Here is a 21,990-nt window from a genome sequence, read left to right as displayed (position 1 = left end):
TGCACTCTCTTTTTTAGGTGTTTAAAGGTTTAGTATTAAATTTTTTCTTCCAGTTTAGAGAGAATAGACTAGAAGAAATAGTAATAATAAAGAGTGCGATTACAATAATGAATACAATATAGTAAGAACCAGTTGAATCATAAAGATAACTGAATAATGTTGTACCGATTGCCACACCTAACGTAGAAGCTGACATAATGGTTGTATAAATTGATGCATAATCACGTCCACCAAATACCTCTCGAATTACTACTGGAGGAAGTAAGGTAGATCCAGAGAACCCAATACCAAATAGTAATGCACCAGCATAAAGAATACCAATTCCGAATGAATCAGATATTAGTAATGCAACTACACCAATCATTCCACCACCAATCCCAATAAATAGGGCTGCTCTAATACCGAATTTATCATTAATTGCTCCAAGTAAGAATTTACCACCTGTTTGTCCAATCGTTACACAAGTTACTCCTGTAGCTGCCATTGCAGCAGTAAATCCTACCGATTGTACAAAGTTTGGTACGTGGAAGCTAACTGTTGAAGCCAAACCAAATAATCCCGTAAATAACAGCACTAGATAAAATGCTGGTGATTTTATTGCTACACTTTTTAAGACACCCGTTTCAGGAGCTTTTTTTACATTAGTAACATTAGCATCCACTTCATCTGCACCATAAGGAGTCATATTTAGTTGTTCTGGTTTTGAGCGAATAACAAAAATTGTGAATGGTAAGATTAATATTGCGACAATAACACCCAATGCGATGTAGGTTGAACGCCAACCAATAGATTCAATCAAGACACCTGTAATTTGAGCGAAGATTGCACCACCGATACCCATAAATGCCATCGCGATTCCTAAAGAAGTACCAACTTTTGCTTTAAACCAGTTGTTCATGATTAAGGGAATAGATCCGTAAATTAAGAATGTACTACCAATCCCTAACGCAATTCCCGAAATATAAAATGGGAAAACTGAATGATAAGTACCCATTAAACCAAATGCTAAAGCGTTAATAATTCCAGCAACAGTTAAAATATAACGTATATCATACTTGTTCAATATTTTCCCGGCAAAAGGTAATAAAATCGTGATTGTTAAATACATTAACGAAGTATATAAACTAATTTCAGAAACACCAACTTTTAAGTCAACTGCTACTGCACGATATAAGATTGGCGCACAGCTAACGATAATACCTACACTAGCTGCGTAAATAGCGGCACTTGCTACCATTATCCACCAAGCATAATGTATTTTTCCTTGGCTTTTCATATGTTCACCTCATAAAAATAGAGAAGCACTAACTTCTGCTTCTCTATTTGTAATTTTTGATCAGTAAAAGAGAGTCTTTCATTATTATTGAATAGTGAATCCGCCATCAATTGGAACAATTGCTCCACTCATAAATTTTGCTTCATCAGATGCTAAAAATACTGCTAAATCTGCTACCTCATCTACTTGTCCAAATGTACGAGTTGGTACTAAATCTTTAGGAATGCCAGCTAAAACATCTTTAACTAAAGGTGTTTCAATTGTACCAGGGCAAATTGCGTTAATTTTAATACCGTAGCGAGCATATTCAGAGGACAAGTGTTTTGTATATCCAATTACACCATGTTTCGTAGCAGTATAAGCAGCGCCACCTTTTCCTGCAACAAGTCCTGCAACTGAAGCAATATTAACGATTGAACCAGTACCACGTTCAATCATGCTTGGTAATACAGCATTCGAGAATTCAAATACACTTGTTAAATTAATATTTAATAGGAAATTCCATTGTTCTAACGTTGTATCTAAAGACTTCGCATATTTGTCAAATACACCAGCATTATTTACTAATACATCAACTGGGCCAAATGTTTCTTCTGTTACTTTGACGCAGTTTAAAATATCTTCAGTTTTCATAACATTTACCGATAAAGCAATCGCTTCTCCACCGAATGCTTTAATTTCTTCGGCTACTGCTTGGGCACCTTCTAAATTTAAGTCAGCCACAACCACCTTTGCGCCTTCTTTAGCAAAGCGGATTGCTTCACCTTGTCCCATACCAGATGCAGCACCTGTAATAATTGCAACTTTGTCTTTTAATCTCATCTATGACATCTCCTAAAATTTATTTTCGATAACGTTTACGTTCACATTTTATACACAATTAGTTATAATGAAAAATACTAAAAAGTTATTTATATATAACCTTAAGTTATATAGAGTGAGGGAAGAATGGACCTAATAAAATTGAGATACTTTTATACAACAGCAAAATTGGAAAATATATCGCTTGCTGCTAAGGTACTTTTAATTTCTCAACCAGCTTTAAGTAAGGCAATAACGAACTTAGAATCTGAATTACAAATGGATCTATTTTTCCGTAATGGAAAGAGGATCTCACTAAACGATAATGGGAGATTTTTATTTCAACGAGCAGAGCGGATTTTTTCGGAAGTCACCAATCTAGAGCATTCATTAAACGAGAGAAGAAAGGAAGGAAGCGGAAACTTATCAATCGTTACAACACTTCCATATACTTTTACCAATCTTATCGATTTATTTTTTAATGACTATCCCAATGTAAGATGTCAGCAAGTTCCATTATCGAAAGAAAACCTGCAGCAGTTTATTGAAAATGGAAAATATGATGTGTGTATTACAACAGAAAATATTAATCATTCGAATGTTGAGTGGGTGCCATTATTTGAAGAAGAAATATATTTAACTGTGCCAAAATCATTCAAAGAAGCAAATGCACAGACAATTAACCTAATCGATTTAGAAGATAATCTTCCATTTATTGGTCTGAGAAAGCAATACAGTTTTCGTCAATTTACTGACCAATTTTGCAAATCGGTAGGATATACACCTTTCTATCAAGTAGAAGTAGAAGAAGCTACTACCATATTACAACTTGTTAAAAATGGTCGAGGGGCTGCATTTACACCCGAAACATCGGTTCATTTATATGAAGATAAAATCAAGCATCTAAAAATTGAAAACGGAAATTTTAAACGTACAATTGGTTTATTAAAGCATAAATATTTATATCCGACAAAAATATCACAAGCTTTCATTGAGCATTGTATTAACTATTTTCAGGAATATAAAAATCTATAAATAATATATTTTAATTAAGATATTCAACAACCGGTTGCTTTTCATGAATAAGAAGGTATATTTTTGGATTGTGAAGAATTCTATTTAACTATTTCTTTACTCCACTAAGGAGTAAAGCTTTTTTTATGGTATAATTAGTACCAGATAATAATACCAACCAATAGGCGCTGGCCCTGTTAAACAAACTAAATACGCCTAAACTGGAGATAATACTATGTTTATAGATAACAAATTAAAGTCACAAAGTGTTTCTGCCTATTTTAAGTCACTGGGTATCAAAAACTGCTTTACCAAAGAAGACTTTTGGAGGCATGTAACCGAGGTTGACTCCTTCTTGGCTAAGGAACTCCAACCCATTATGGAGCGCAAACTAAAAGGGAATCTATATGAAGTGAAAAACCGAACACTGGCCTTCAGTTTGGCGGTAGAATCATGGACGATGAATTTCCATCAGTCCTTGCTCAACTGGATCAATCAGCAAACTCATTTAAAGCCGAAGCGGATTTTGGAAATTGGGTGTGATAATGGGTTGCTGTCTTGTTGGTACGCCTCGATTTTTCCAGATGCGGAGATCGTTGGCATTGAACAGTGTCGAAATGGAATTCATTGTGCACAGCAGTTGGCCATAAAGCAAGGGCTTAATAACGTGAGTTTTTACCAAATGGATTTTACGGAGGTAACTGAGCACTTTTCCCTGAATTCTTTTGATTTAATCATTTCATCACGGACCTTTCATGAGATTATGGGGCCTATCATGATTTCAAACTATTGGTCACTTCAAGAGTACATGAAGGAGAATCCAACTTATGGTGACACTCGTTATTTAGAAATCGTCCATCGATTGTTAACGGAGGATGGATTGTTTCTCTCTTGCGAACAATTGAAAAATTCCGCAGATCTCGGAAGGTGGGCAAATGTGCTTCAGGATGCGGATTTACATATTCAGTGGGATGACAGTGGTACCATCGAATACCATGAAATAGGAGTAGATAGGCTGTCTCCTGTGATTGTGGCCACAAAAAGGGAAACCAGTCTTGAAACCTTGAAAGGTATGGAACACCTATATACGAAAGGTTACCCGCTTGTATTTGAGGAGGGTAGGTCCTATAAAGGAGGGACAGCGGAATTTGCTTATCAACAGCTGGGGGAGAAAACATTCTACACAGGGATTCAATTGAAAGTGAGGAACCATTGGCATGTGTTTCGACTTGAGCTTTGGGAGACAGATAGGTTTTTGCTTGTCTATAACTATGGAAATATGGGGTATCATGAATTGGATATTTTACCTGCCGGCGCATATGAAGAGGCACACCGGTTGATGGAGGAGGCGGTTGGGGAGTTCGGTCACCTTGGTCCGTTTGTTCGGTATCACACCTTGGATGAACGACCAGAATAGCAGCAGCTACAATCCCCATGCTATTTTAACTATAACCCGAACAATGGACATTTTAAAACAAGTCCATTGTTCGGGTTTTTGTATGTAATGGGTCATCCAACAGTACAATTAAACTAAAAGAGGGAAGGAAGAATTAGTCACTATTTGCATAATTTTTGTGCCTTAGGTAATTATACCAATGTTCTTATAAAAATTTGAATAACTTAAGGAGGTTTAAAGTCTGAAAGTGGAAAAATTCATCATCAAAAATCGATGTATTATTTCATAATGTCAGGAGGGTATTTTCGTGATGCGATATTTAAAGTCATTAGGTTTAGTTTTGCTAGCGAGTATGGTTATAGTTGGCTGTCAGTCGAATAATGACAAGAATAATGCAAAAAACAAAAAAGAGGAAACCAAGGAATCCAACCAGGCAAATCAGGAAGATGTGACAGGATTCCCAAATTGGGGGTATGACCTTCAACATACCCGACATGTGCCCTATAAAGAGATTACAAAAGATAATGTGAAAAAAATGGGGATTGCATGGCAGCAGGATATCTTAGATTGGAATAAGGATGTTCCAAATTTACAAGAAGATTTCCCTGTCGTCCACGACGGGGTCATGTATGTGACTAGTTCGAAAAATCATGTGTTTGCAATCGATGCCGCAAGTGGAAAGAAGCTTTGGGCATGGACACCGCCCAAGGACATACTTGATCATATTAATGGTTTGCCATGGCAGTCCAATGTGGCAAGCAGGGGTGTCGCAGTGGCCAATGGGAATGTATTTGTCTTGATGATCGATAATCGGCTGGCCAAACTGGATGCGAAGAACGGAAAACTGTTAAAAATGGTTAACTTTTGGGATCATGAACCTACTATCAAATTAGAAAACCGATACTATGAATCTTCAGCTCCGATGTATTATGATGGCAACGTTTACGTTGGAAGCAGCGGCGGTGATAATGGTACACGAGGTTTTGTTTGGGCGTTTAAAGCAGATACCCTGGAACCGCTATGGAAAGAGCCGTTTTGGACCGTTCCTAAAAGAGGAACGGGCTGGGCGAAAGGTAAATTTACGGGGGGTGGTTCCGTATGGACACCGATGTCGTTTGACCCAGAAACTGATATGATGTATTTTGCAGTAGGGAATCCAGCTCCGGACTTTTACGATGCAGATAGAAAAGGAAAAAATCCATATACCGATTCTATCACCGCTTTAGATAGTAAAACAGGGAAGTTGAAGTGGTATTCTACTCAAGTTGATCATGATATATGGGATTATGACGCTGCGGCAACACCGATGATTCTCAATGCAAAGGTCGACGGGAAAAAGCAAAAGGTTGTGGTTGAAGGCGGTAAGAATGGAAAGTGGTATGCGTGGGACGCAAAAACAGGGAAGACTATTTATGATGGGGTACCATTTGTAAAAATCCAGAATTCGGACGTACCAAGCGATGAGAGTAAAGCTGTACTTCAATGGCCAGGGACTCCAGGTGGAGAAAGCTATGCTCCACAGACATATGACCCTGACACCAACTATGTGCTTATTCCAGGTATTAATAGTCCTAATTTAATGGTAGCCGCTAAAGATGCAGAAGAGATTGCAAAAGATAATAATACCTTCCCAGGTACAAAGATCCTTCCTTTACCAAAGGATGTGGAAGTTTCTGGTACTATTACAGCAATTGATATGAATACAGGGAAAAAGGTATATCAAAATAAAACAAAGGATCCGATGTATGGCGGATTCACAAGTACGGCTGCCGGTCTTGCCTTCTACGGAGAATTGGATGGAAAGGTAAATGCTCTTGATATTAAGACAGGTAAAGTATTATGGAGCATGCAAAGTGGAGGAAAACAAATCAAAATGGCACCTTCCATATATACTGTTGACGGCAAAGAATATGTTGCAGTCATTACTGGTGGTACGAAAGTTGTTGTTTATGGTCTCGGAGGTAAGTTAAAACCTGGAGCTATAAATAAAAATGCAAAATTACAAGGGGAAGCAGACGTTGTTATCGATCCGGAAAAGGTTTACAAAAAAAGTTGTATTTCCTGTCACGGGGATAATCTTCAAGGCGCAACAGCACCAAATCTTCAACACATAGGTAAAACGATGTCTAAAGAGGACATTTTGAATAAAATTCTTAATGGCGGCGACCGCATGCCAGCAGGTATGGCCAAAGGTGCAGAGGCTGAAGCACTAGCGGAATGGCTATCCAAAAAGAAATGATTTTTACTCCTGAAACAATCCGAGTCTGATTCTCTTATTCGGACTCAGATTGTTTCTTAAAAGGATAATTATAAATTGGCGAAACATCAGATATTCACGAAAAATAAGGATGGTGTTAAAATGAGGAAATTACCGATTTATACCGTGCGATTCATTGGTGCCGCCTTATGCATTTCCTTACTCTTTGGATTTGCCTATCCAACATTGACCAATGCTCAGTCAAGTAATGGCTTAGGTTCATCCGAGGATAACGGAATCAGGTTAACTATCAATGATTATTCGATCATAAACCACGGCCAAGACATTCAGTTGCATTATACGATAACCACAAATTCAAATATTCCAGTTAGTCCGGATACTAAAAGTTTGATTGGGAACCCGTATATTTGGATTGGGAATACGTTAGTTCGTGAGGAATCAGAATCGTTTCAGAAAATAAGTGATAATGAGTATAAAGGAACGATCATAGCACAGCTGCAACATTACAGATCAGATAATTCTGAATTGTCATTTCACACACATGGAATAATGAATCAAAATGGACAATGGACAGTTAATTTTCATTTAAGGAGCAGTCAGTACTGAGATAAAACAACGTGAGTTAGATCATTTAATAAATCATTATATTAGTAAGTAGATAATCATAACGTAATCAACCTGAGTTCAATCATCATCCGGACTCAGGTTGTTTCTTTTTTTGTTCTTGTCCCTTTTTGCAATATATTGCAAAAACCAATGCCATATAAGGACAACTTCATGTCAAAATAAAGGTTATTTTGAGATATTTCTCTACATATGATTATTTTGAAAGGGTAAATCAGACACTCCCGCGCAGGTTTCAATGTGGGTGTCATGAAAGGGGGTAGCAAATATGTGGGTGAAGCCTGAGTATGAAGTGATCAATACATCTCCTGAGGTGACAATGTATGCCTATATTGACTAGCAGCACAGCCTGCTTGCGCATGCATTTAATAGTTTTATAAATCAATGGAGGTAGGGCATATGAAAATAAAGGGTTACCTAAAATCAATAATTGGCGTGATTATTGGTTGTGCAATAGCAGGAGGATGGCTGGTCGTCGATCTCCTGCTCCCAGAACCATTGGGTGACTATCTCCTGTATCCCCTCATGGCTGTAGTGAATATGGCGATTGGGTGGCAAGTTGGAAGGGCATTAGGTAAACGTAGGGATATTGGCAAAGAAGGTATTCAAGTCTCTAGTGAAAGGACTGAAGCCAAATTCGAATTAAAGTCTTAGGAGCAGCGGCTGGTGGCGGCTTTCCACAATGGAACTGTGCATGTCCAAATTGCCATAGTGTCCGCGAAGGAAACGATTCGCACCAGCCGTTATTACAATCATCGCTTGCTGTAAGTGCGAATGAAATGGATTGGTATCTCATAAATGCGGGACCGGATGTTCACAAACAGATTGAATCGTTTACTGCCCTGCATCCGGGTCCAGGTATAAGAGAGACTCCGCTGGCTGGTGTTATTTTAACCGATGCCGAGTTTGACCATACGATTGGGTTATTGTCATTACGGGAGGGTTCTTGTTTAACCATCTATGGAACTGAGACTGTACGAAAGAGTTTGCAGTCATTTTTTCCGGTGTTACCCCTACTGGAAAACTATTGTTCATGGGATTGGCAGTCTCTTCACCCTGATCATCGCAAGCGAATAGGACCTACGGGTGTAGGAAAAGAAGAAACCATCGTCATCGAGACGGTCCCCGTTTCTAAAAAACCACCGCTTTATACCCGGTCAAATAAGGAGGAGAATGACACCGGAGATTGTTGGGAGGTCGGGCTAGTTCTTCATAATGAGAGTACCGGCAGATGCCTTGCTTACTTTCCTACTTTAGAAAGGATCACCCCTGCTATAGAAGCTTGCTTTCAGAAGGCGGATATCTTGATGGTTGACGGAACCTTTTGGTCAGAAACTGAATTGGTTGAGATGGGTGCAACTAAGCGCGATGCAAGAAATATGGGACATTTACCAATTAGCGGGCCATCGGGCATTGCTGAAAAGCTAGCCAAATACTCAGCCAAGCGGAAAATTTTGATTCACATTAACAACAGCAACCCGATTCTAAATAAGGACTCAATAGAAAGGCATACATTGGAACGGCTTGGTTTTGAGATTGCCTATGACGGTATGGAAGTGGAGGTGTGAACATTTTGGATCAAGGTGATTTCGTTAGCCTAGAAAAGGTGTTAAATGAAACAAAGGAAGAATTATGGACGAGGGATGAATTCACAGAGCAATTAAAAGCTGTTGGAAGTTCCTTTTATCATGACAAACATCCATTTAATGTAGCGATGCATGAAGGAAAATTAAGCAGAGAACAGATCCGCGGTTGGGTGGCTAACCGGTACTATTATCAAAAATCAGTTCCGATTAAAGATGCAGCTATTCTTTCTAGGCTGCCATCAAGGGATATGCGCCGTGAATGGATTGGGCGAATTATTGACCATGACGGAACGCAAGGGGAAGAAGGTGGAATTGAAGCATGGCTTCGGCTTGGTGAAGCTGTGGGGTTATCCCGGGAAGAAGTTGCACAGGAAGTCAGAGTCGTTCCGGGTGTTCGATTTGCCGTGGATGCTTATGTAAACTTCGCGAGGACAAAACCATGGATCGAAGCCGTCGCTTCCTCCCTAACCGAATTGTTTTCGCCTGATTTAATGTCAAAGAGAATGAAGGTTATTGAGCGCCTTTATCCGTGGATTGACCGTGCAGGACTGGAATATTTTCAAAATCGCCTTTCACAGGCACCGCGCGATGCCGATACAGCCCTTAAACTTGTGATTACCTATTGCCAAACTCCGAAAGATCAAAGGAAGGCTGTTGCCGCACTGCGTTTCAAGTGTGATGTGTTGTGGACACAACTTGATGCCATCGAAAACGCATATCCCCTATAAGAGTGAACGATGATTTTATCACTCACCGAAGAATAAATGAAAGGTGGTGGAGTCAATTTTAGCTGACAGTATTCCAAGACTCGCAGCAAAGGCACGATTAAAATTTGATAAGGTGAGGGAGAAGAATCTTCTTTTGTTACCGGAAAAGGTCGTGGTCTTGAACGAAACGGCTGCAACTATTCTTACATTATGTGACGGAAGACAAACCGTGAACACCATCACTGAAAAAATAAGGGCTTCCCTACTGGCAGACACAGAAACTGCAGATACAAGTGCTCTGCCTGATTTGAAAACGATGAAGGCAGATATTTCTGAGTTTCTCCGGGAAATGGAGGATCAGGGTTGGGTGGTGATCCATAAACATGGTTCAGTCGATAACAAAGAATAATAAGGGGGCTCCCCCTCCATATTCCTTGGTCGCGGAGTTAACTCATCGCTGTCCTTTGCATTGTCCATATTGTTCGAACCCTTTAGAAATGATTTCAAAGGCAATGGAAATATCGACCGCGGAGTGGTGCCGTGTTTTGTCTGAGGCGGCTGATCTGGGAGTTGTAGAAGTTCATTTTTCCGGTGGAGAACCTCTTTTACGAGACGATTTGGAAGTTTTTATCCGCCATGCAAATAAATTAGAAATGTATACCAATCTCATAACCAGCGGCATGGGATTAACAACTGAAAAGGCTGCCCGGCTCTGTGATGCCGGACTGGAAAATGTGCAGGTGAGCTTTCAGGCAGGCGATGCAAAGCTTTCAGACATCATCGGCGGTTTTAAAGCTTTTGACAAGAAAAGGGAAGCGTGCAAAGCGGTAAAAGAAGCCGGATTGTATTTATCATTAAATGTCGTGTTGCACCGAATGAATATTGATCATTTGGATGAGATTATTAAACTCGCCGAGGAGGTGGGGGCTGAACGTCTGGAACTGGCGAATACACAGTATTATAACTGGGCATTGCTGAATCGGGAGCAGCTGTTGCCAAGCCGTGTTCAGATTGAGCGTGCCCGTGAAATCTATGACGCCGCAAAAGCGCGCATTGGGAAAAAAATCGAAATCATTTGGGTTATTCCTGATTATTATGCTCAGGCACCTAAGCCTTGTATGGGGGGATGGGGGACGATTGGCTTAACGGTAGCACCAAATGGGGCAGTCCTTCCTTGCCCGACAGCCGGGATGATTGAGGGTTTTTCCTTTGAAAATGTTCTTGATTCGTCTCTAAGTCATATTTGGTATGAATCAGAGTCTTTTAACCATTTCCGCGGTGAAGAATGGATGCCAGAACCCTGCCTTTCGTGTGAACTAAGACACCAAGACGGAGGTGGGTGCCGTTGCCAGGCTTTTGCTTTAACTGGGGACGCTTATGCGACGGATCCAGTCTGCCAATGGGCTCCAAAACATTATCTGATTGAAAAAGCTGTACAAGACGCTAATTGCACCCCCATTATACAGTCATCACCTATCATCTATCGGAGATTTCAGCTAGACAAACCCGCATCAAAAAAAACATAAAACTCTAATAAAATATATGATTGCAAATTTGGTGCTAAGGGACTGCGTACATAACCTTTGCACCTTTTTTAAATGACCCATTTGAAAAGAACCGTGGTGGCGAGACTGATCCAAACGAGGAGAATAACAATCGCTGCTGCCCAATTTTTCCGCAGCATTATAGGCGTTCGGGAGGCCATCACCCTGCATTCTTGCAATACTTGATTCGGTATCAGGGTGAACACTCCTAATATCCCCAAGGGAAGTAGAATAACTTCATCCAAATAACCTAATACGGGAATAAAATCTGGAATAAGGTCTATGGGGCTTAACGCATAGGCAACAATCAATAATGAAAATGCTTTAGCATACCATGGTGTTTTCGGATGACGGTATGCGAGATACACAATATAGATATTTTGTTTAATATTTTGTATGAATTCCTTCAATTTATTTGGATGCTTAATCATGTCGCTTCCTTCCCTCTCTAATAAACTATCCTCGTTTTTCATCGATCAGCCAGATCCTTTCGGATTATTTTGCATCGACCATCACCATTTTAAACCACTTATGCTGTATCCGCTATTTGGGTTTCTGTTTTCTAAAGACATAATGCACCCATTGAGATGTTTCCTTTATAGGTAAACCGTAATGGATGTGAATAAATGACAGGAGAATTTGGAACTCTTTTAAATAGAGTAAATCACCAATGGTTTATCGATATCTCCCCATAATTATTTAAAATGATGTAAGAAAAATAGAAAAGAAGTGATAAATTTGAAGTTTGTGTTTGGCAAGAACGATGAAGATGGAGCCGGACATATTCATCCGGCGGCCAAAAAACTTATGCTGGTCAATGCTATTCGAAGTATTGGACAAGGTATGTTAGTTGTTGATTTGTCACTATACCTCGCTGCACTGGGTTGGAGCACAGCGGCGATTGGAAGTGTGCTTGCTGCCGGAGGTTTGCTTGGTGTAGGACTAGCCCCAGTCATAGGTATTTATAGCGATCGACTGGGGAGAAAACCCTTTATCTTTTTTTCTGAACTATTAACAGCCGGATGTGCGTTGATTGGGATATTATCTACAAATACTATTTTGTTATTTATGGCAATCACACTTTCAGGTTTTGGGAAAGCGGACGCCGGTTCTCCCAGTCCTTGTGCCCCGGCGGAGCAGGCTTGGCTGGCGGCCTTTATCCCAAAAAAAGAGCGTGGAAAGGTATATAGTCTGAATAATGCTCTTAGCTTTTTCGGAATGGCGGCAGGTGCATTGCTGGCGGGGATTACGGCCTTATGGAATCATAATCTTAATGGAGATACTTCCTATCGCCCTATATTCTTCTTTATCTTCGTTTTATCCTTTGTGACAGCGTCAATCATTTTAACCATTCAGGAAGGAAAAATTGATAAACAACCAGGATATATAAAAGAGGAGTCAGGGAATCAAGAAAAGAGAATCCTGCGCGAAGAAAATTCTGCGGTCTTTAAGCTCGCAGCCATTAACATCCTTAACGGGATTGCCATTGGGCTTACGGGACCCATGATGTCGTATTGGTTTTCGGCTAAATTCGGGGTAAGCAGTATACAGATTGGAGGCACATTGGCTGTCACTTTTTTTGCGACAGGTGTTACCTCGGTCTTACAAGCAAGATTATCCAACAAACACGGGACAATAAGGTCCATTGTGCTGGTTCGTTTCATTGCAAGCCTGCTTTTGATTTTGATGCCCTTATTATCATCCTATGCACTTGTTTCTGTCTTGTATATCATACGAACGGCTTTAAACAGAGGTACACAAGGGGCACAGCAAGCGTTGAGTGTGAGTTTGACTCGTGACATGCGCCGTGGTTTCGCATCAAGCATCAATATCTTTTCAATCAGGCTGCCCATCTCGATTGGACCGTATTTTACCGGCTATCTTTTTGGATTTGGTTCACTGGCCCTGCCTTTCTACATAGCTTCTGGTTTACAATTCAGTTTTGCTTATTTATATGGAAAAGTCTTCAGCTCCTACGAAATTCGAATGAAATCCCATGCTTCATCGGGGTAATCAGAGCGTTGAACTAATTAGTATAAACATAGAACTTATCAGTTTATATTTATAAATTAGAATTATAGAATAAAGGGAGCAGGATCAAACGAATAAATAAAAGGAAGTGCTCGCCTTGGATCAAAAGTTTGCAGGTCATACTTTGTTACAATCTGTCCCATTTGGAAATGAAAGGTTAGCTAGCCGGTTAGTGATGGCTCCAATGACAAGAATGTTTTCGCCGGAAGGGATCCCGGGAGAAAATGTTGCACAATATTACCGAAAACGTGCCGAGAATGGGATTGGGCTCATCATTACGGAAGGGACAGCGATTAATCATCCAGCTGCAGTTATGAGCCCCAATATTCCCCGATTTTATGGGGAGGAAGCCTTAAATGGCTGGGCAAATGTAGTGAAGGAAGTCCATCAAGCAGGCGGCAAAATCATTCCACAATTATGGCATGTAGGTGCTGCCCGAAAAGCAGGAAGTGAACCAAATATTGACGCACCCCCAGTCAGTCCGTCTGGATTTACGTTAAAAGGCCAGAGAAATGAGAAAATAAAGGCTTTAACGAAAGACGAAGTGGCTGAAATGATTGATGCCTACGCTGAAGCGGCCGCAAATGCAAAGCGTATCGGCTTTGATGGAATTGAGTTGCATGGTGCACACGGATACTTAATTGATCAATTTTTTTGGGAACTAACGAACAAACGTACAGATGAGTATGGCGGGGATATAGAAGAGCGATCAAAATTCGCAGCCGATATTGTTCGGGCTTGCCGGAGAGAAGTCGGGCCTGATTTTCCAATTGTCTTTCGTTATTCACAATGGAAAGGAACCGACTATCAAGCTAAATTAGCAAAGAACTCTAAGGAGCTGGAACAATTGCTTACCCCATTGGTAGAAGCTGGTGTAGATATTTTCCACTGCTCAACAAGACGTATATGGAAACCTGAATTTAAAGAGGAAGATCCTTCATTAACTTTAGCCGGCTGGACGAAAAGAATTACCAATAAACCAACAATTGCGGTCGGTTCTATCGGAATTAACCGTGCCTTTCTGAGTAATCAGGATAATGATCATGTATCAATAGAAGACAATCTTAAAATTGTCGATGAAAAAATCAAAGCAGGCGAATTTGACTATGTAGCCGTTGGCCGTGCCATACTAGCGGATCCAGAATGGGCAGTAAAACTCAAAAATGGCCATCTTAATCAAGTCGTGCATTATACGAAGGAATCTGAGAAATATCTGATTTAATTACATATAGTTTTGATAGAATAGTGTCCCTCATAGAAAGGGAAGTCCTGTTCCGATCTTTTTGCTTGAGGAAATGTTCCTCTATTGTAAACAGCACCATCCACACTAATTGGAATGGTGCTGTTTCTATTTAAAGAGATTACCTCACTTGATTTTGTCACGGTTCACCGTAACGCATCATTAAGTGGTTTTAACTAGTGGTGATTATGGGGAATATAGGAATAATCTCTCTTTTATACAATCCAAGACTTCTTCCGGCATTTCCCTGACCTTGATATCCCCACCTAGGAAAAGCAGCCAATTGGTTATTTCGGCCATTTCTTCTGTGTTATTAACATTGATAAACGTCTTTAGAACCGCCGTGGTTTGGTAAGGATCCGTATAGGAAATGGAAACTTTTAAAGGATGGTATTTTTTGAACTGGGCAATCGCCCTTGGACCCAATTCAAGGACCAGATTGATTATTTTTTCCTGCTTGTTGAGTCTTTCCAAAATCCTTTTCTCACTTAGTCTTTGCTTTGTAGTGTAAAGTTCTACATTGGTGAGATTGTCGACAGGAAAAATTCGTTGCTTCTCTTCCATTAAGTCAAAGCCTTCAATTAGCCAAAAGCTTTTTTCACGGTACAGGTGTAAGAGATATATGGGGTAAGATTTAATTATTTTCTCTTCTTCAATCGTAATTAATAAATAACGATCCACCAGCAGGAGTTGGATTAGTTTTTCTAACATCGGATGGGGAAGGTCTGATAGATCAAGCAGGTCGGGATTATGGGGGTTCGTCCCTTCAAAAAGCAAGATTTGATTTAACAGTACAAGGTCTTCTTGCTGGTTTTCTGAGATGAGGCCAAGTAATTTTTCAGCTAATGACTGTCGACTCTTTAAATAGGGGAGTTGTTGATTTCTTGTGGCCATAAAGGCGATAAATAGAGCTCTAATTTCATTATCCGTAAAGCGAACGGTGGGCAGGACAGAGTTGTTCATGACAAAATAACCCCCATCCCTTCCAACTTCAGCGACTAGCGGCATCCCCATGGCTTCAATTTCTCTGATATCCCGAATGGCGGTAGAACGAGAGATGTGAAACTCCTGCATAATTTCGGTAATGGTAAAGTGGGCACGGTTGTTGATATACCGCATGATGGTATTAATCCGTTCAACTTTTTTCATCGTGGCCTCCAAAACAGTATCATTTTTTGACATGATTTAACGTTATTATAAACTCATCAGGTGAAAAGAGAAATCATTTGATTCCATTTTAAAAAAAGGAAGGTTTTGAATATGACAAATTATACGATTGAAGAAAAAGACAGCTTTACCGTGTTAGGTTTTGGAACGGAGCTTAAGAGTAATTACACGGACTATGCGGGTATAACCAAAGAAAAATCAGACTTCTGGCATGCCGTCAAACAAGATGGCACGCTTGATACGTTAAAATCTGTTGCGACAAATGACTACGTTTTTGCTGTGAACGAAGCTGTGAATAACAAGATGATGCATTATGTTGGCGTTATGACAGAGACTTCGCTGCCAGAGGCAACTCGAATGATCCAATTTCCTAAAGGTGAATACCTAGTTGTTAAAGGGGAAGGGAACAATGCGGAAGAGTTGAGCAATATGCTTACTGGTATTGCTTTCGGTCAAGCTTTGCCAGAAGCACAGGAATTTGCCTATGTTGGCGGGCCCAATACGTCGGTTGTGATGGGGCAGCGAAACGGTTTAGTATTTGGTGAAATGTGGATTCCTGTTGTCAGGAAATAAGGAGGGATGGAAATGTCCTATCGTGTTGATTTTAAAAATGTATCTACGGTGGGTTTAGAGTCTTCACCAGTCGCAGAAGGGCTTGCTGGTTTACGTGCAAATGAAGCTCGTTACTTTATGAATAAATACAAACATGAATTTACGGTAGAACCAGCTAGTGAAAGCCAAGAAACCCTTGATTATGTGAACCAAATTTTAAAAGAACGTGATATTGAGTTTGCAGCCAAACCTTTGGAAACGTCGCTTTTTCAAGTGGAAAATATCAAAATGGCCTACGTTTTTTATGAGGATGGGCTTAGTGTCAATGCCATGTATACGATTGATAACCCAAAGAAGCGGGCCGTTGGTTTTAAGCTTTCTGAGGGGATGGAGGTACCAAAGGAGTTAGAAGGGAAGTTTAAGTTTGCCAGGCAGAAGTCTAAACTAGCTGGAACGATTCGGGGTTCGTTTTTTGTCATTAAAGGAGAATATTAAAGTAAACAATACAACTATTCATATAGCAGCACTCTCTATCAAATAGAGGGTGGTTCCAATAGTTCCTCTGACATGGAGTTAAACATTGTATGGGGAGTAGATAGACCTGTTCGTTTCTCTTATATCATTGTTTTTGATTTATAAACTATAAAATTATGAGTTCCAGATTCCTTATTTATGGGTTTGGAACTCATTTTTTATCGTTCACTGAAGAAGACTCCTTCATCAATTTTGTAAAGGACGTAGCAGTAAGAAGGTGTGTCTAAATTCAATATATTGACAAATTTTGAAATAATATAAAGCTTTATCCATCGTATAATTAAAGTAAAGAAGGAGGGCAAAGATTCAATTATTTCTCAAAACTATGAAAGAAGGTGCTGGAAATGTCACTCGCTCACTTTGATGATATCATTGAAATCTGTTGTGGAATGATGGAAGAGGAAGAAATGTTAATCAAGTCAAAGCATGTGAATGAAAGGTTAGATCTTTTGAAAAATCGTATTCCAGAGGACCATCGCTGGTGGGAAGAGGCAATTAGAGAGAATTTAAATAAAAAAGAAAGAGAGGTATTTTATGTTTAAAAAGAAAAAAAATATAAGTTAATGATCCCTCGTTTGTTCCGAATCAAGGAAGACGGGGGATTATTTTTTTGTTGTACCAAGTAAGCTGAACGGAACTGAATGACAATCCTATTACCAAACACGTTCAATGTTACGATGAGGTTTTTACCGGTAAGGGGACATCCTAATATTATAACTACAGATATTGGAAGGGTTGCTGCCATTCCAAGTAATTTTTGAGGAATCAGTATAAAATAAACTTTAATATCATCAAATCCGTTATACTGGGGGGAAATAAAGATGAACATCATTCAAAAAGCAATAAATTTTGCAGCAGTAGCCCATCGAAATCAGACGAGAAAAGCAACAGATATCCCATATGTCTCTCATCCTTTTGCCGTGGGGATGCTTTTACAAAAGGAGAACTGTTCGGATTCGGTCATTGCTGCAGGTATTCTTCATGATACCCTTGAAGATACCGATACAAATTATGAAACATTAGTAGAGCAATTTGGTGAGCATATTGCGAATTTGGTCAGAGCAGCTTCGGAACCTGATAAAACCCTCCCTTGGCGTGTAAGAAAACAACATACCATTGATATGTTAAAAAATCTATCTATAGAAGAAATACAAGTCATTACTGCGGATAAATTGCATAATCTACAATCCATTAAGGAAGACCGTAAAATGATTGGCGAGATGGTATGGGAGCGTTTTAACCATGGCATGAAAGATCAGCATTGGTATTATGCAAGTATTGTAAAAGAATTAGCACCTAGAAAAGAAGAATTTACACTGATACGGGAATTGGAGTTGGAAGTAATCCATTTGTTTGGGTCTCTATAGTTCCCATCAAATGATAAAAATACGCTTATTCTATTAAGTGGACAGAGGATTATTCTATATTTAACCGAAAGAAGTCTCTTTCGGTTATTTTTTTGTTTGAATATGCTGGACATTTGTAATAAAGCTACATCTTTACCTTACTAACCCGACATCCTTATTTTTTCGGTTCTTTACTTCATCGATTTTTGAATAAAAGCTCTCTTCTAAATCAATTTCAAAGTAATTTGCCATTTTAATAATATAGGCTAAGCAATCAGCAAATTCTTTACCTAAATCTTCTTTGATTGATTCTTTAGCTAAATCAAATGCCTCTTTTTCATCCCTGCCTTTTGCTATGTGACTATTGGTCAAATTAAAAGCTTTTCGAAGTTCTTCAGCAACTTCCGCCACTTCTGTTGTTAACAGAATATAGTTATTTAAAAGAGAAGCACGAGTTCTCTCATAATTATCTTTATTAATTTCCCAATTCATTTCTTCGTGATAGACTTTTGCGAATTTCTGTAATTCTTTCACTACTCCACCTCATAAAAAGTTAATTTTGGTAAGCTTTCCTAAGTCCTAAGATATATTATTAATTCAGAGTTGGTCAAATTAGAAATCTCTCGATGACATACTACAGGAGGGTTATTATTTAAGAACCCGGTTAAATCCTACATGTTGATGGATTAATTTAGATACAAAAAGTAAACACATATAATATAATTAATGGATGTAAGATCTACTCTATAGCAGGAGAAACCCAATAAATGAAAAAATACGAAAATCAATTACCGACAACTATGACAATGGGATGGAAGTCGATGATCAGCGTGCTGAGAGATTCTGTCACACCAGCTGCGAATCGGAGACCCAAGGCTGTCATCGATGCGGAAACATTCCTGCCATCAGAGACCCCTTCAATCTCTGATACACCTCGGGTCACATTATCGCCCTTATATAGTAACCATGTGACAAAGATTTTCTCAAAGACAACTGAAGAAGAACAACAACTCTTGGTGAATTTGCTAGTAAAAATTAAAGATGGTTTACATGAGGCAAAAAAACACAATATTTTCCCGACATAAGGAATCTCTTGGATACGGGCTGCATGGTAAAAAGTATTATGGGGCCGTCTATTCTGATAGTTAGGTGCCGTAATAATTCTACGGTTCAAACTAATCTCTTTCGGTAGTTTTTTAATATAGGGTATTCTAAAGGAATGAAGGTAATAAATCCACGTTAATGAAAGGCCAACTATTTACGGGTTAATGTGAGATCATTCACTAAACTTTGCATAGGAGATTAAATAATGAAAGCATATGAGATCATGATTCAACAAGTCTATAAAGTAAAGGAAAACGATTCTGTGCGATCGGTCATCGAGAAATTCATTACGTATGGTATCAGCGGACTTCCTGTGGTTAATGACAGAAACGAAATTGTTGGGTATGTAAGTGATGGTGATATCCTGCGATATATTGGAAAGCATGAAGATCGATTTTTTGATCCTTTTTCCTATAGCTTTACGATCCAGGGGGATGATGAGGAATTCTTTGAAAGAGTAAAAAGAGTGCTAAAAAAGAATGTTCTTGATATTGCTAAAAGAAAAGTTCTCAAAGTTTCATGGAATGAAGAAATAGAAAATATTGCAGCCCTCTTAGGAAAAAGGCAAATTAAAAAGCTGCCGGTAGAACGAAACGGAGTGTTAGTTGGGATCATTAGCCGAGGGGATGTCATTCGGCATTCATTTAAAGCTATTATTTAGGATCGTTTTGGCAAAATAAAACAAAGGGTCTAAGATAAGATTGGATCCAAAAATCTATTTACTAATTTATCAGCTTTGCTAAAAGGAGACATATATAAATGGAAGAGTTGGCCCAGCAGCAAATGATTAAGTTAAGGAATATGAAAAACGAATTAATACGGTTTTCATTAATGTATAAATTTGGATTGGATGAAATGAATACAAAAATAAATATTTTAAAAGAAGAATTTATTCACATTCATGAATATAACCCAATTGAACATACAAATTCGAGGCTAAAATCACCGGAGAGTATTCTAAAGAAGATGCATGCGAAAAACCTTAGTTTTTCTTTGGAATCCATTAAAGAGAATATTAAAGACATTGCAGGGATTCGGATTGTTTGCCCCTTTATCACGGATGTCTATAAAATAAGTCAGATCATTGAAAATCAAAAGGATGTAGAGTTAGTTAAAAGGAAGGATTATATAAAGAATCCGAAACCGAACGGTTATCAAAGTCTCCATCTAATTATTAAAATCCCTGTTTTTATGTCAGACCAAGTAGAAATGGTGTTCGTGGAGCTGCAAATACGTACAATTGCCATGGATTTTTGGGCAAGTCTGGAACATAAAATATACTATAAATATGACAAGGAAATACCAGAGAGGATAAAAAATGATTTAAAAGAAGCAGCACTTTCAGCTTCTGAGTTGGATTTCAAAATGGAGAAGATAAATAATGAAGTAACTACCCTCAAAAAGAGGGGAGATGGAGAAGATGTTCCAATTTTTTTCGATGAAACACTGAATATCCCTCAAACTTTAATAAAGTCTATCTTTAAAGAGGAAGAAAACTAAGCGGGCTGCCAGATATGGCAGCCCTTTTCAAGCGAATTAGGTAATTTAAATAAATGAAACAAATTTACTAAACCTTTATGGAAAATTAATTTTAGTAGTCACCTGGAAAGTAATCAAAAAGAGACAAAACGAGACAGTTGTTTCGTTTTGTCTCTTTTTTTGTACCTGAATTTTCGTTAAGGCATTGAGAATATGGCTTCCGTTTTTTGGCACGGTTCTTGCTTTAATAAAGTTGTAATGAATTTTTCCAGGGAGGCTGAAAAAATGAGAACGATGGATAGTAAAGATGTTGCTTTAACAAAGGAAAAAGCACAATGGATGTATCAAAAAATGCTAGAAATCCGAAACTTTGAGGACAGTGTACATGAGTTATTTGCACAGGGAATCTTGCCAGGATTTGTTCATTTATACGCAGGAGAAGAAGCCGTTGCTGTGGGTGTTTGTGCCCATTTAACTGATAAAGATAGTATAACAAGTACCCATCGCGGACATGGTCATTGTATTGCCAAAGGCTGTGATTTAAATGGGATGATGGCGGAAATTTACGGGAAAGTAACTGGTTTATGCAAAGGAAAGGGCGGATCTATGCATATTGCCGACCTTGATAAAGGGATGCTGGGTGCGAATGGAATTGTCGGCGGTGGCTTTCCTCTCGCATGCGGTTCTGCTTTAACAGCTAAGTATAAGAAAACTAAGGATGTAAGCGTTTGTTTCTTTGGAGATGGCGCCCAAAACCACGGGACTTTCCATGAAGGAATTAATCTTGCTGCTATTTGGAATCTTCCAGTCGTTTTTGTTGCCGAAAATAACGGCTATGCTGAGGCTACTCCATTTACCTATGCGTCAAGCTGTAAATCCATTGTTGATCGGGCGATTGGATATAATATCCCAGGTATTAAGGTAGATGGAAAAGATGTTCTCGCAGTCTACCAAGCAGCAGAAGAAGCTGTTGCGAGGGCACGCCGCGGCGAAGGTCCAACACTAATTGAATGTGTGACATATCGAAATTATGGCCATTTCGAAGGAGATGCCCAAAAATACAAAACGGACCAAGAAAAGGTCGAGCATAAAACGGATAAAGATGCCATTCTACTTTTTAGAAATCACTTGCTAAGCCAGGGGCTGTTAGCTGAAAACGAATTAACCAAATTAGAAAACTCAGTTGAAGAAGCGGTAAATCAAGCTGTGAAGTTCAGTGAAGAGAGCCCGTACCCAAGTCCTTCTGAGTTGTTAACTGATGTTTATGTGTCTTATTAAAATGGAGAACGCTGAAATTGGTGATTCAAAATGGACGGCTTATATTAGCAGCCCCGATTAATAAGTTTAGAATTTAGTAATTTTATTGATTGA

The 21,990-nt window shown here is 39.0% G+C and carries 24 protein-coding genes; 19 read left to right on the top strand and 5 right to left on the bottom strand.

The window, feature by feature from the left end:
* Positions 1-13: 13 nt before the first annotated feature.
* Both AC4QJR_RS16855 and AC4QJR_RS16850 read right to left on the bottom strand, forming a co-directional pair.
* Entirely contained in the window at positions 14-1,276 is a 1,263-nt protein-coding gene (locus AC4QJR_RS16855; protein ID WP_496523610.1) for an MFS transporter, read from the bottom strand.
* 84 nt (positions 1,277-1,360) lie between these two features.
* A complete protein-coding gene (locus tag AC4QJR_RS16850; RefSeq protein ID WP_496523609.1) occupies positions 1,361-2,098 on the bottom strand; it encodes an SDR family NAD(P)-dependent oxidoreductase in 738 nt (245 codons plus the stop codon).
* A 126-nt stretch (positions 2,099-2,224) separates the two neighbouring features.
* On the opposite strand from AC4QJR_RS16850, the gene AC4QJR_RS16845 reads away from it, so the two are divergent.
* The 9 genes from AC4QJR_RS16845 to pqqE all read left to right on the top strand — a co-directional run bounded on the left by AC4QJR_RS16845 (position 2,225) and on the right by pqqE (position 11,148).
* Positions 2,225-3,112 carry a LysR family transcriptional regulator gene (locus AC4QJR_RS16845; RefSeq protein WP_496523608.1) on the top strand — a complete coding sequence of 296 codons (888 nt, stop codon included), beginning with the start codon at positions 2,225-2,227 and terminating at the stop codon, positions 3,110-3,112.
* Positions 3,113-3,326: 214 nt separating this feature from the next.
* Positions 3,327-4,508: a methyltransferase domain-containing protein gene (locus AC4QJR_RS16840; protein WP_496523607.1), complete on the top strand. Its 1,182-nt coding sequence runs from the start codon at positions 3,327-3,329 to the stop codon at positions 4,506-4,508.
* A gap of 289 nt (positions 4,509-4,797) precedes the next feature.
* Entirely contained in the window at positions 4,798-6,726 is a 1,929-nt protein-coding gene (locus tag AC4QJR_RS16835) for an outer membrane protein assembly factor BamB family protein (RefSeq protein ID WP_496526702.1), read from the top strand.
* A gap of 120 nt (positions 6,727-6,846) precedes the next feature.
* Positions 6,847-7,311: a hypothetical protein gene (locus AC4QJR_RS16830; protein WP_251458390.1), complete on the top strand. Its 465-nt coding sequence runs from the start codon at positions 6,847-6,849 to the stop codon at positions 7,309-7,311.
* 417 nt (positions 7,312-7,728) lie between these two features.
* Positions 7,729-7,983 carry a hypothetical protein gene (locus AC4QJR_RS16825; RefSeq protein WP_496523606.1) on the top strand — a complete coding sequence of 85 codons (255 nt, stop codon included), beginning with the start codon at positions 7,729-7,731 and terminating at the stop codon, positions 7,981-7,983.
* Positions 7,965-8,897, top strand: a complete 933-nt coding sequence (gene pqqB, locus AC4QJR_RS16820) for a pyrroloquinoline quinone biosynthesis protein PqqB (protein WP_496526701.1) — start codon at positions 7,965-7,967, stop codon at positions 8,895-8,897. The genes AC4QJR_RS16825 and pqqB overlap by 19 nt, the downstream gene beginning before the upstream one ends.
* Positions 8,898-8,902: 5 nt before the next feature.
* Positions 8,903-9,643, top strand: coding sequence for a pyrroloquinoline-quinone synthase PqqC (gene pqqC / locus AC4QJR_RS16815; protein ID WP_496523605.1), 741 nt, complete (start codon positions 8,903-8,905; stop codon positions 9,641-9,643).
* Positions 9,644-9,686: 43 nt separating this feature from the next.
* On the top strand, positions 9,687-10,031 hold the full coding sequence (pqqD, locus tag AC4QJR_RS16810) for a pyrroloquinoline quinone biosynthesis peptide chaperone PqqD (RefSeq protein ID WP_496523604.1): 345 nt from the start codon (positions 9,687-9,689) through the stop codon (positions 10,029-10,031).
* Entirely contained in the window at positions 10,006-11,148 is a 1,143-nt protein-coding gene (gene pqqE, locus AC4QJR_RS16805) for a pyrroloquinoline quinone biosynthesis protein PqqE (RefSeq protein WP_496523603.1), read from the top strand. The genes pqqD and pqqE overlap by 26 nt, the downstream gene beginning before the upstream one ends.
* A gap of 68 nt (positions 11,149-11,216) precedes the next feature.
* On the opposite strand, the gene AC4QJR_RS16800 is transcribed toward pqqE, so the two are convergent.
* A complete protein-coding gene (locus tag AC4QJR_RS16800; protein ID WP_496523602.1) occupies positions 11,217-11,597 on the bottom strand; it encodes a YkvA family protein in 381 nt (126 codons plus the stop codon).
* Positions 11,598-11,913: 316 nt separating this feature from the next.
* On the opposite strand from AC4QJR_RS16800, the gene AC4QJR_RS16795 reads away from it, so the two are divergent.
* Both AC4QJR_RS16795 and AC4QJR_RS16790 read left to right on the top strand, forming a co-directional pair.
* Entirely contained in the window at positions 11,914-13,179 is a 1,266-nt protein-coding gene (locus AC4QJR_RS16795) for an MFS transporter (protein ID WP_496526700.1), read from the top strand.
* Positions 13,180-13,294: 115 nt separating this feature from the next.
* Positions 13,295-14,419, top strand: a complete 1,125-nt coding sequence (locus AC4QJR_RS16790) for an NADH:flavin oxidoreductase (protein WP_496523601.1) — start codon at positions 13,295-13,297, stop codon at positions 14,417-14,419.
* Between the two features lie 204 nt (positions 14,420-14,623).
* On the opposite strand, the gene AC4QJR_RS16785 is transcribed toward AC4QJR_RS16790, so the two are convergent.
* A complete protein-coding gene (locus tag AC4QJR_RS16785) occupies positions 14,624-15,586 on the bottom strand; it encodes a helix-turn-helix transcriptional regulator (RefSeq protein ID WP_496523600.1) in 963 nt (320 codons plus the stop codon).
* 111 nt (positions 15,587-15,697) lie between these two features.
* Between AC4QJR_RS16785 and AC4QJR_RS16780 the strand changes: the two genes are divergently transcribed.
* From AC4QJR_RS16780 to AC4QJR_RS16765, 4 genes are all read left to right on the top strand, one after another.
* The gene (locus AC4QJR_RS16780) at positions 15,698-16,177 is read left to right on the top strand and encodes a GyrI-like domain-containing protein (protein ID WP_496523599.1); all 480 of its coding nucleotides are present in this window, start codon (positions 15,698-15,700) and stop codon (positions 16,175-16,177) included.
* Between the two features lie 12 nt (positions 16,178-16,189).
* Complete coding sequence (locus AC4QJR_RS16775) at positions 16,190-16,651, top strand: DUF8821 family protein (RefSeq protein WP_496523598.1); 462 nt, start codon at positions 16,190-16,192, stop codon at positions 16,649-16,651.
* A gap of 383 nt (positions 16,652-17,034) precedes the next feature.
* Positions 17,035-17,232: a hypothetical protein gene (locus tag AC4QJR_RS16770; protein WP_098571780.1), complete on the top strand. Its 198-nt coding sequence runs from the start codon at positions 17,035-17,037 to the stop codon at positions 17,230-17,232.
* 279 nt (positions 17,233-17,511) lie between these two features.
* Positions 17,512-18,057: an HD domain-containing protein gene (locus AC4QJR_RS16765; protein WP_251458446.1), complete on the top strand. Its 546-nt coding sequence runs from the start codon at positions 17,512-17,514 to the stop codon at positions 18,055-18,057.
* A 132-nt stretch (positions 18,058-18,189) separates the two neighbouring features.
* On the opposite strand, the gene AC4QJR_RS16760 is transcribed toward AC4QJR_RS16765, so the two are convergent.
* The gene (locus tag AC4QJR_RS16760; protein WP_496523597.1) at positions 18,190-18,570 is read right to left on the bottom strand and encodes a hypothetical protein; all 381 of its coding nucleotides are present in this window, start codon (positions 18,568-18,570) and stop codon (positions 18,190-18,192) included.
* A gap of 233 nt (positions 18,571-18,803) precedes the next feature.
* Between AC4QJR_RS16760 and AC4QJR_RS16755 the strand changes: the two genes are divergently transcribed.
* The 4 genes from AC4QJR_RS16755 to AC4QJR_RS16740 all read left to right on the top strand — a co-directional run bounded on the left by AC4QJR_RS16755 (position 18,804) and on the right by AC4QJR_RS16740 (position 21,897).
* On the top strand, positions 18,804-19,121 hold the full coding sequence (locus AC4QJR_RS16755; RefSeq protein ID WP_496523596.1) for a hypothetical protein: 318 nt from the start codon (positions 18,804-18,806) through the stop codon (positions 19,119-19,121).
* 224 nt (positions 19,122-19,345) lie between these two features.
* Positions 19,346-19,801, top strand: a complete 456-nt coding sequence (locus AC4QJR_RS16750) for a CBS domain-containing protein (RefSeq protein ID WP_496523595.1) — start codon at positions 19,346-19,348, stop codon at positions 19,799-19,801.
* Between the two features lie 98 nt (positions 19,802-19,899).
* Positions 19,900-20,640, top strand: a complete 741-nt coding sequence (locus tag AC4QJR_RS16745; RefSeq protein WP_496523594.1) for a GTP pyrophosphokinase — start codon at positions 19,900-19,902, stop codon at positions 20,638-20,640.
* Positions 20,641-20,904: 264 nt separating this feature from the next.
* Positions 20,905-21,897 (top strand): thiamine pyrophosphate-dependent dehydrogenase E1 component subunit alpha, encoded by a 993-nt coding sequence (locus tag AC4QJR_RS16740; RefSeq protein ID WP_251458453.1) that lies wholly within the window; start codon positions 20,905-20,907, stop codon positions 21,895-21,897.
* Positions 21,898-21,990 lie beyond the last annotated feature (93 nt).

It is taken from the genome of Neobacillus sp. BP17 (assembly GCF_059579525.1).
This window is presented reverse-complemented; position numbering and strand designations above follow the sequence as displayed.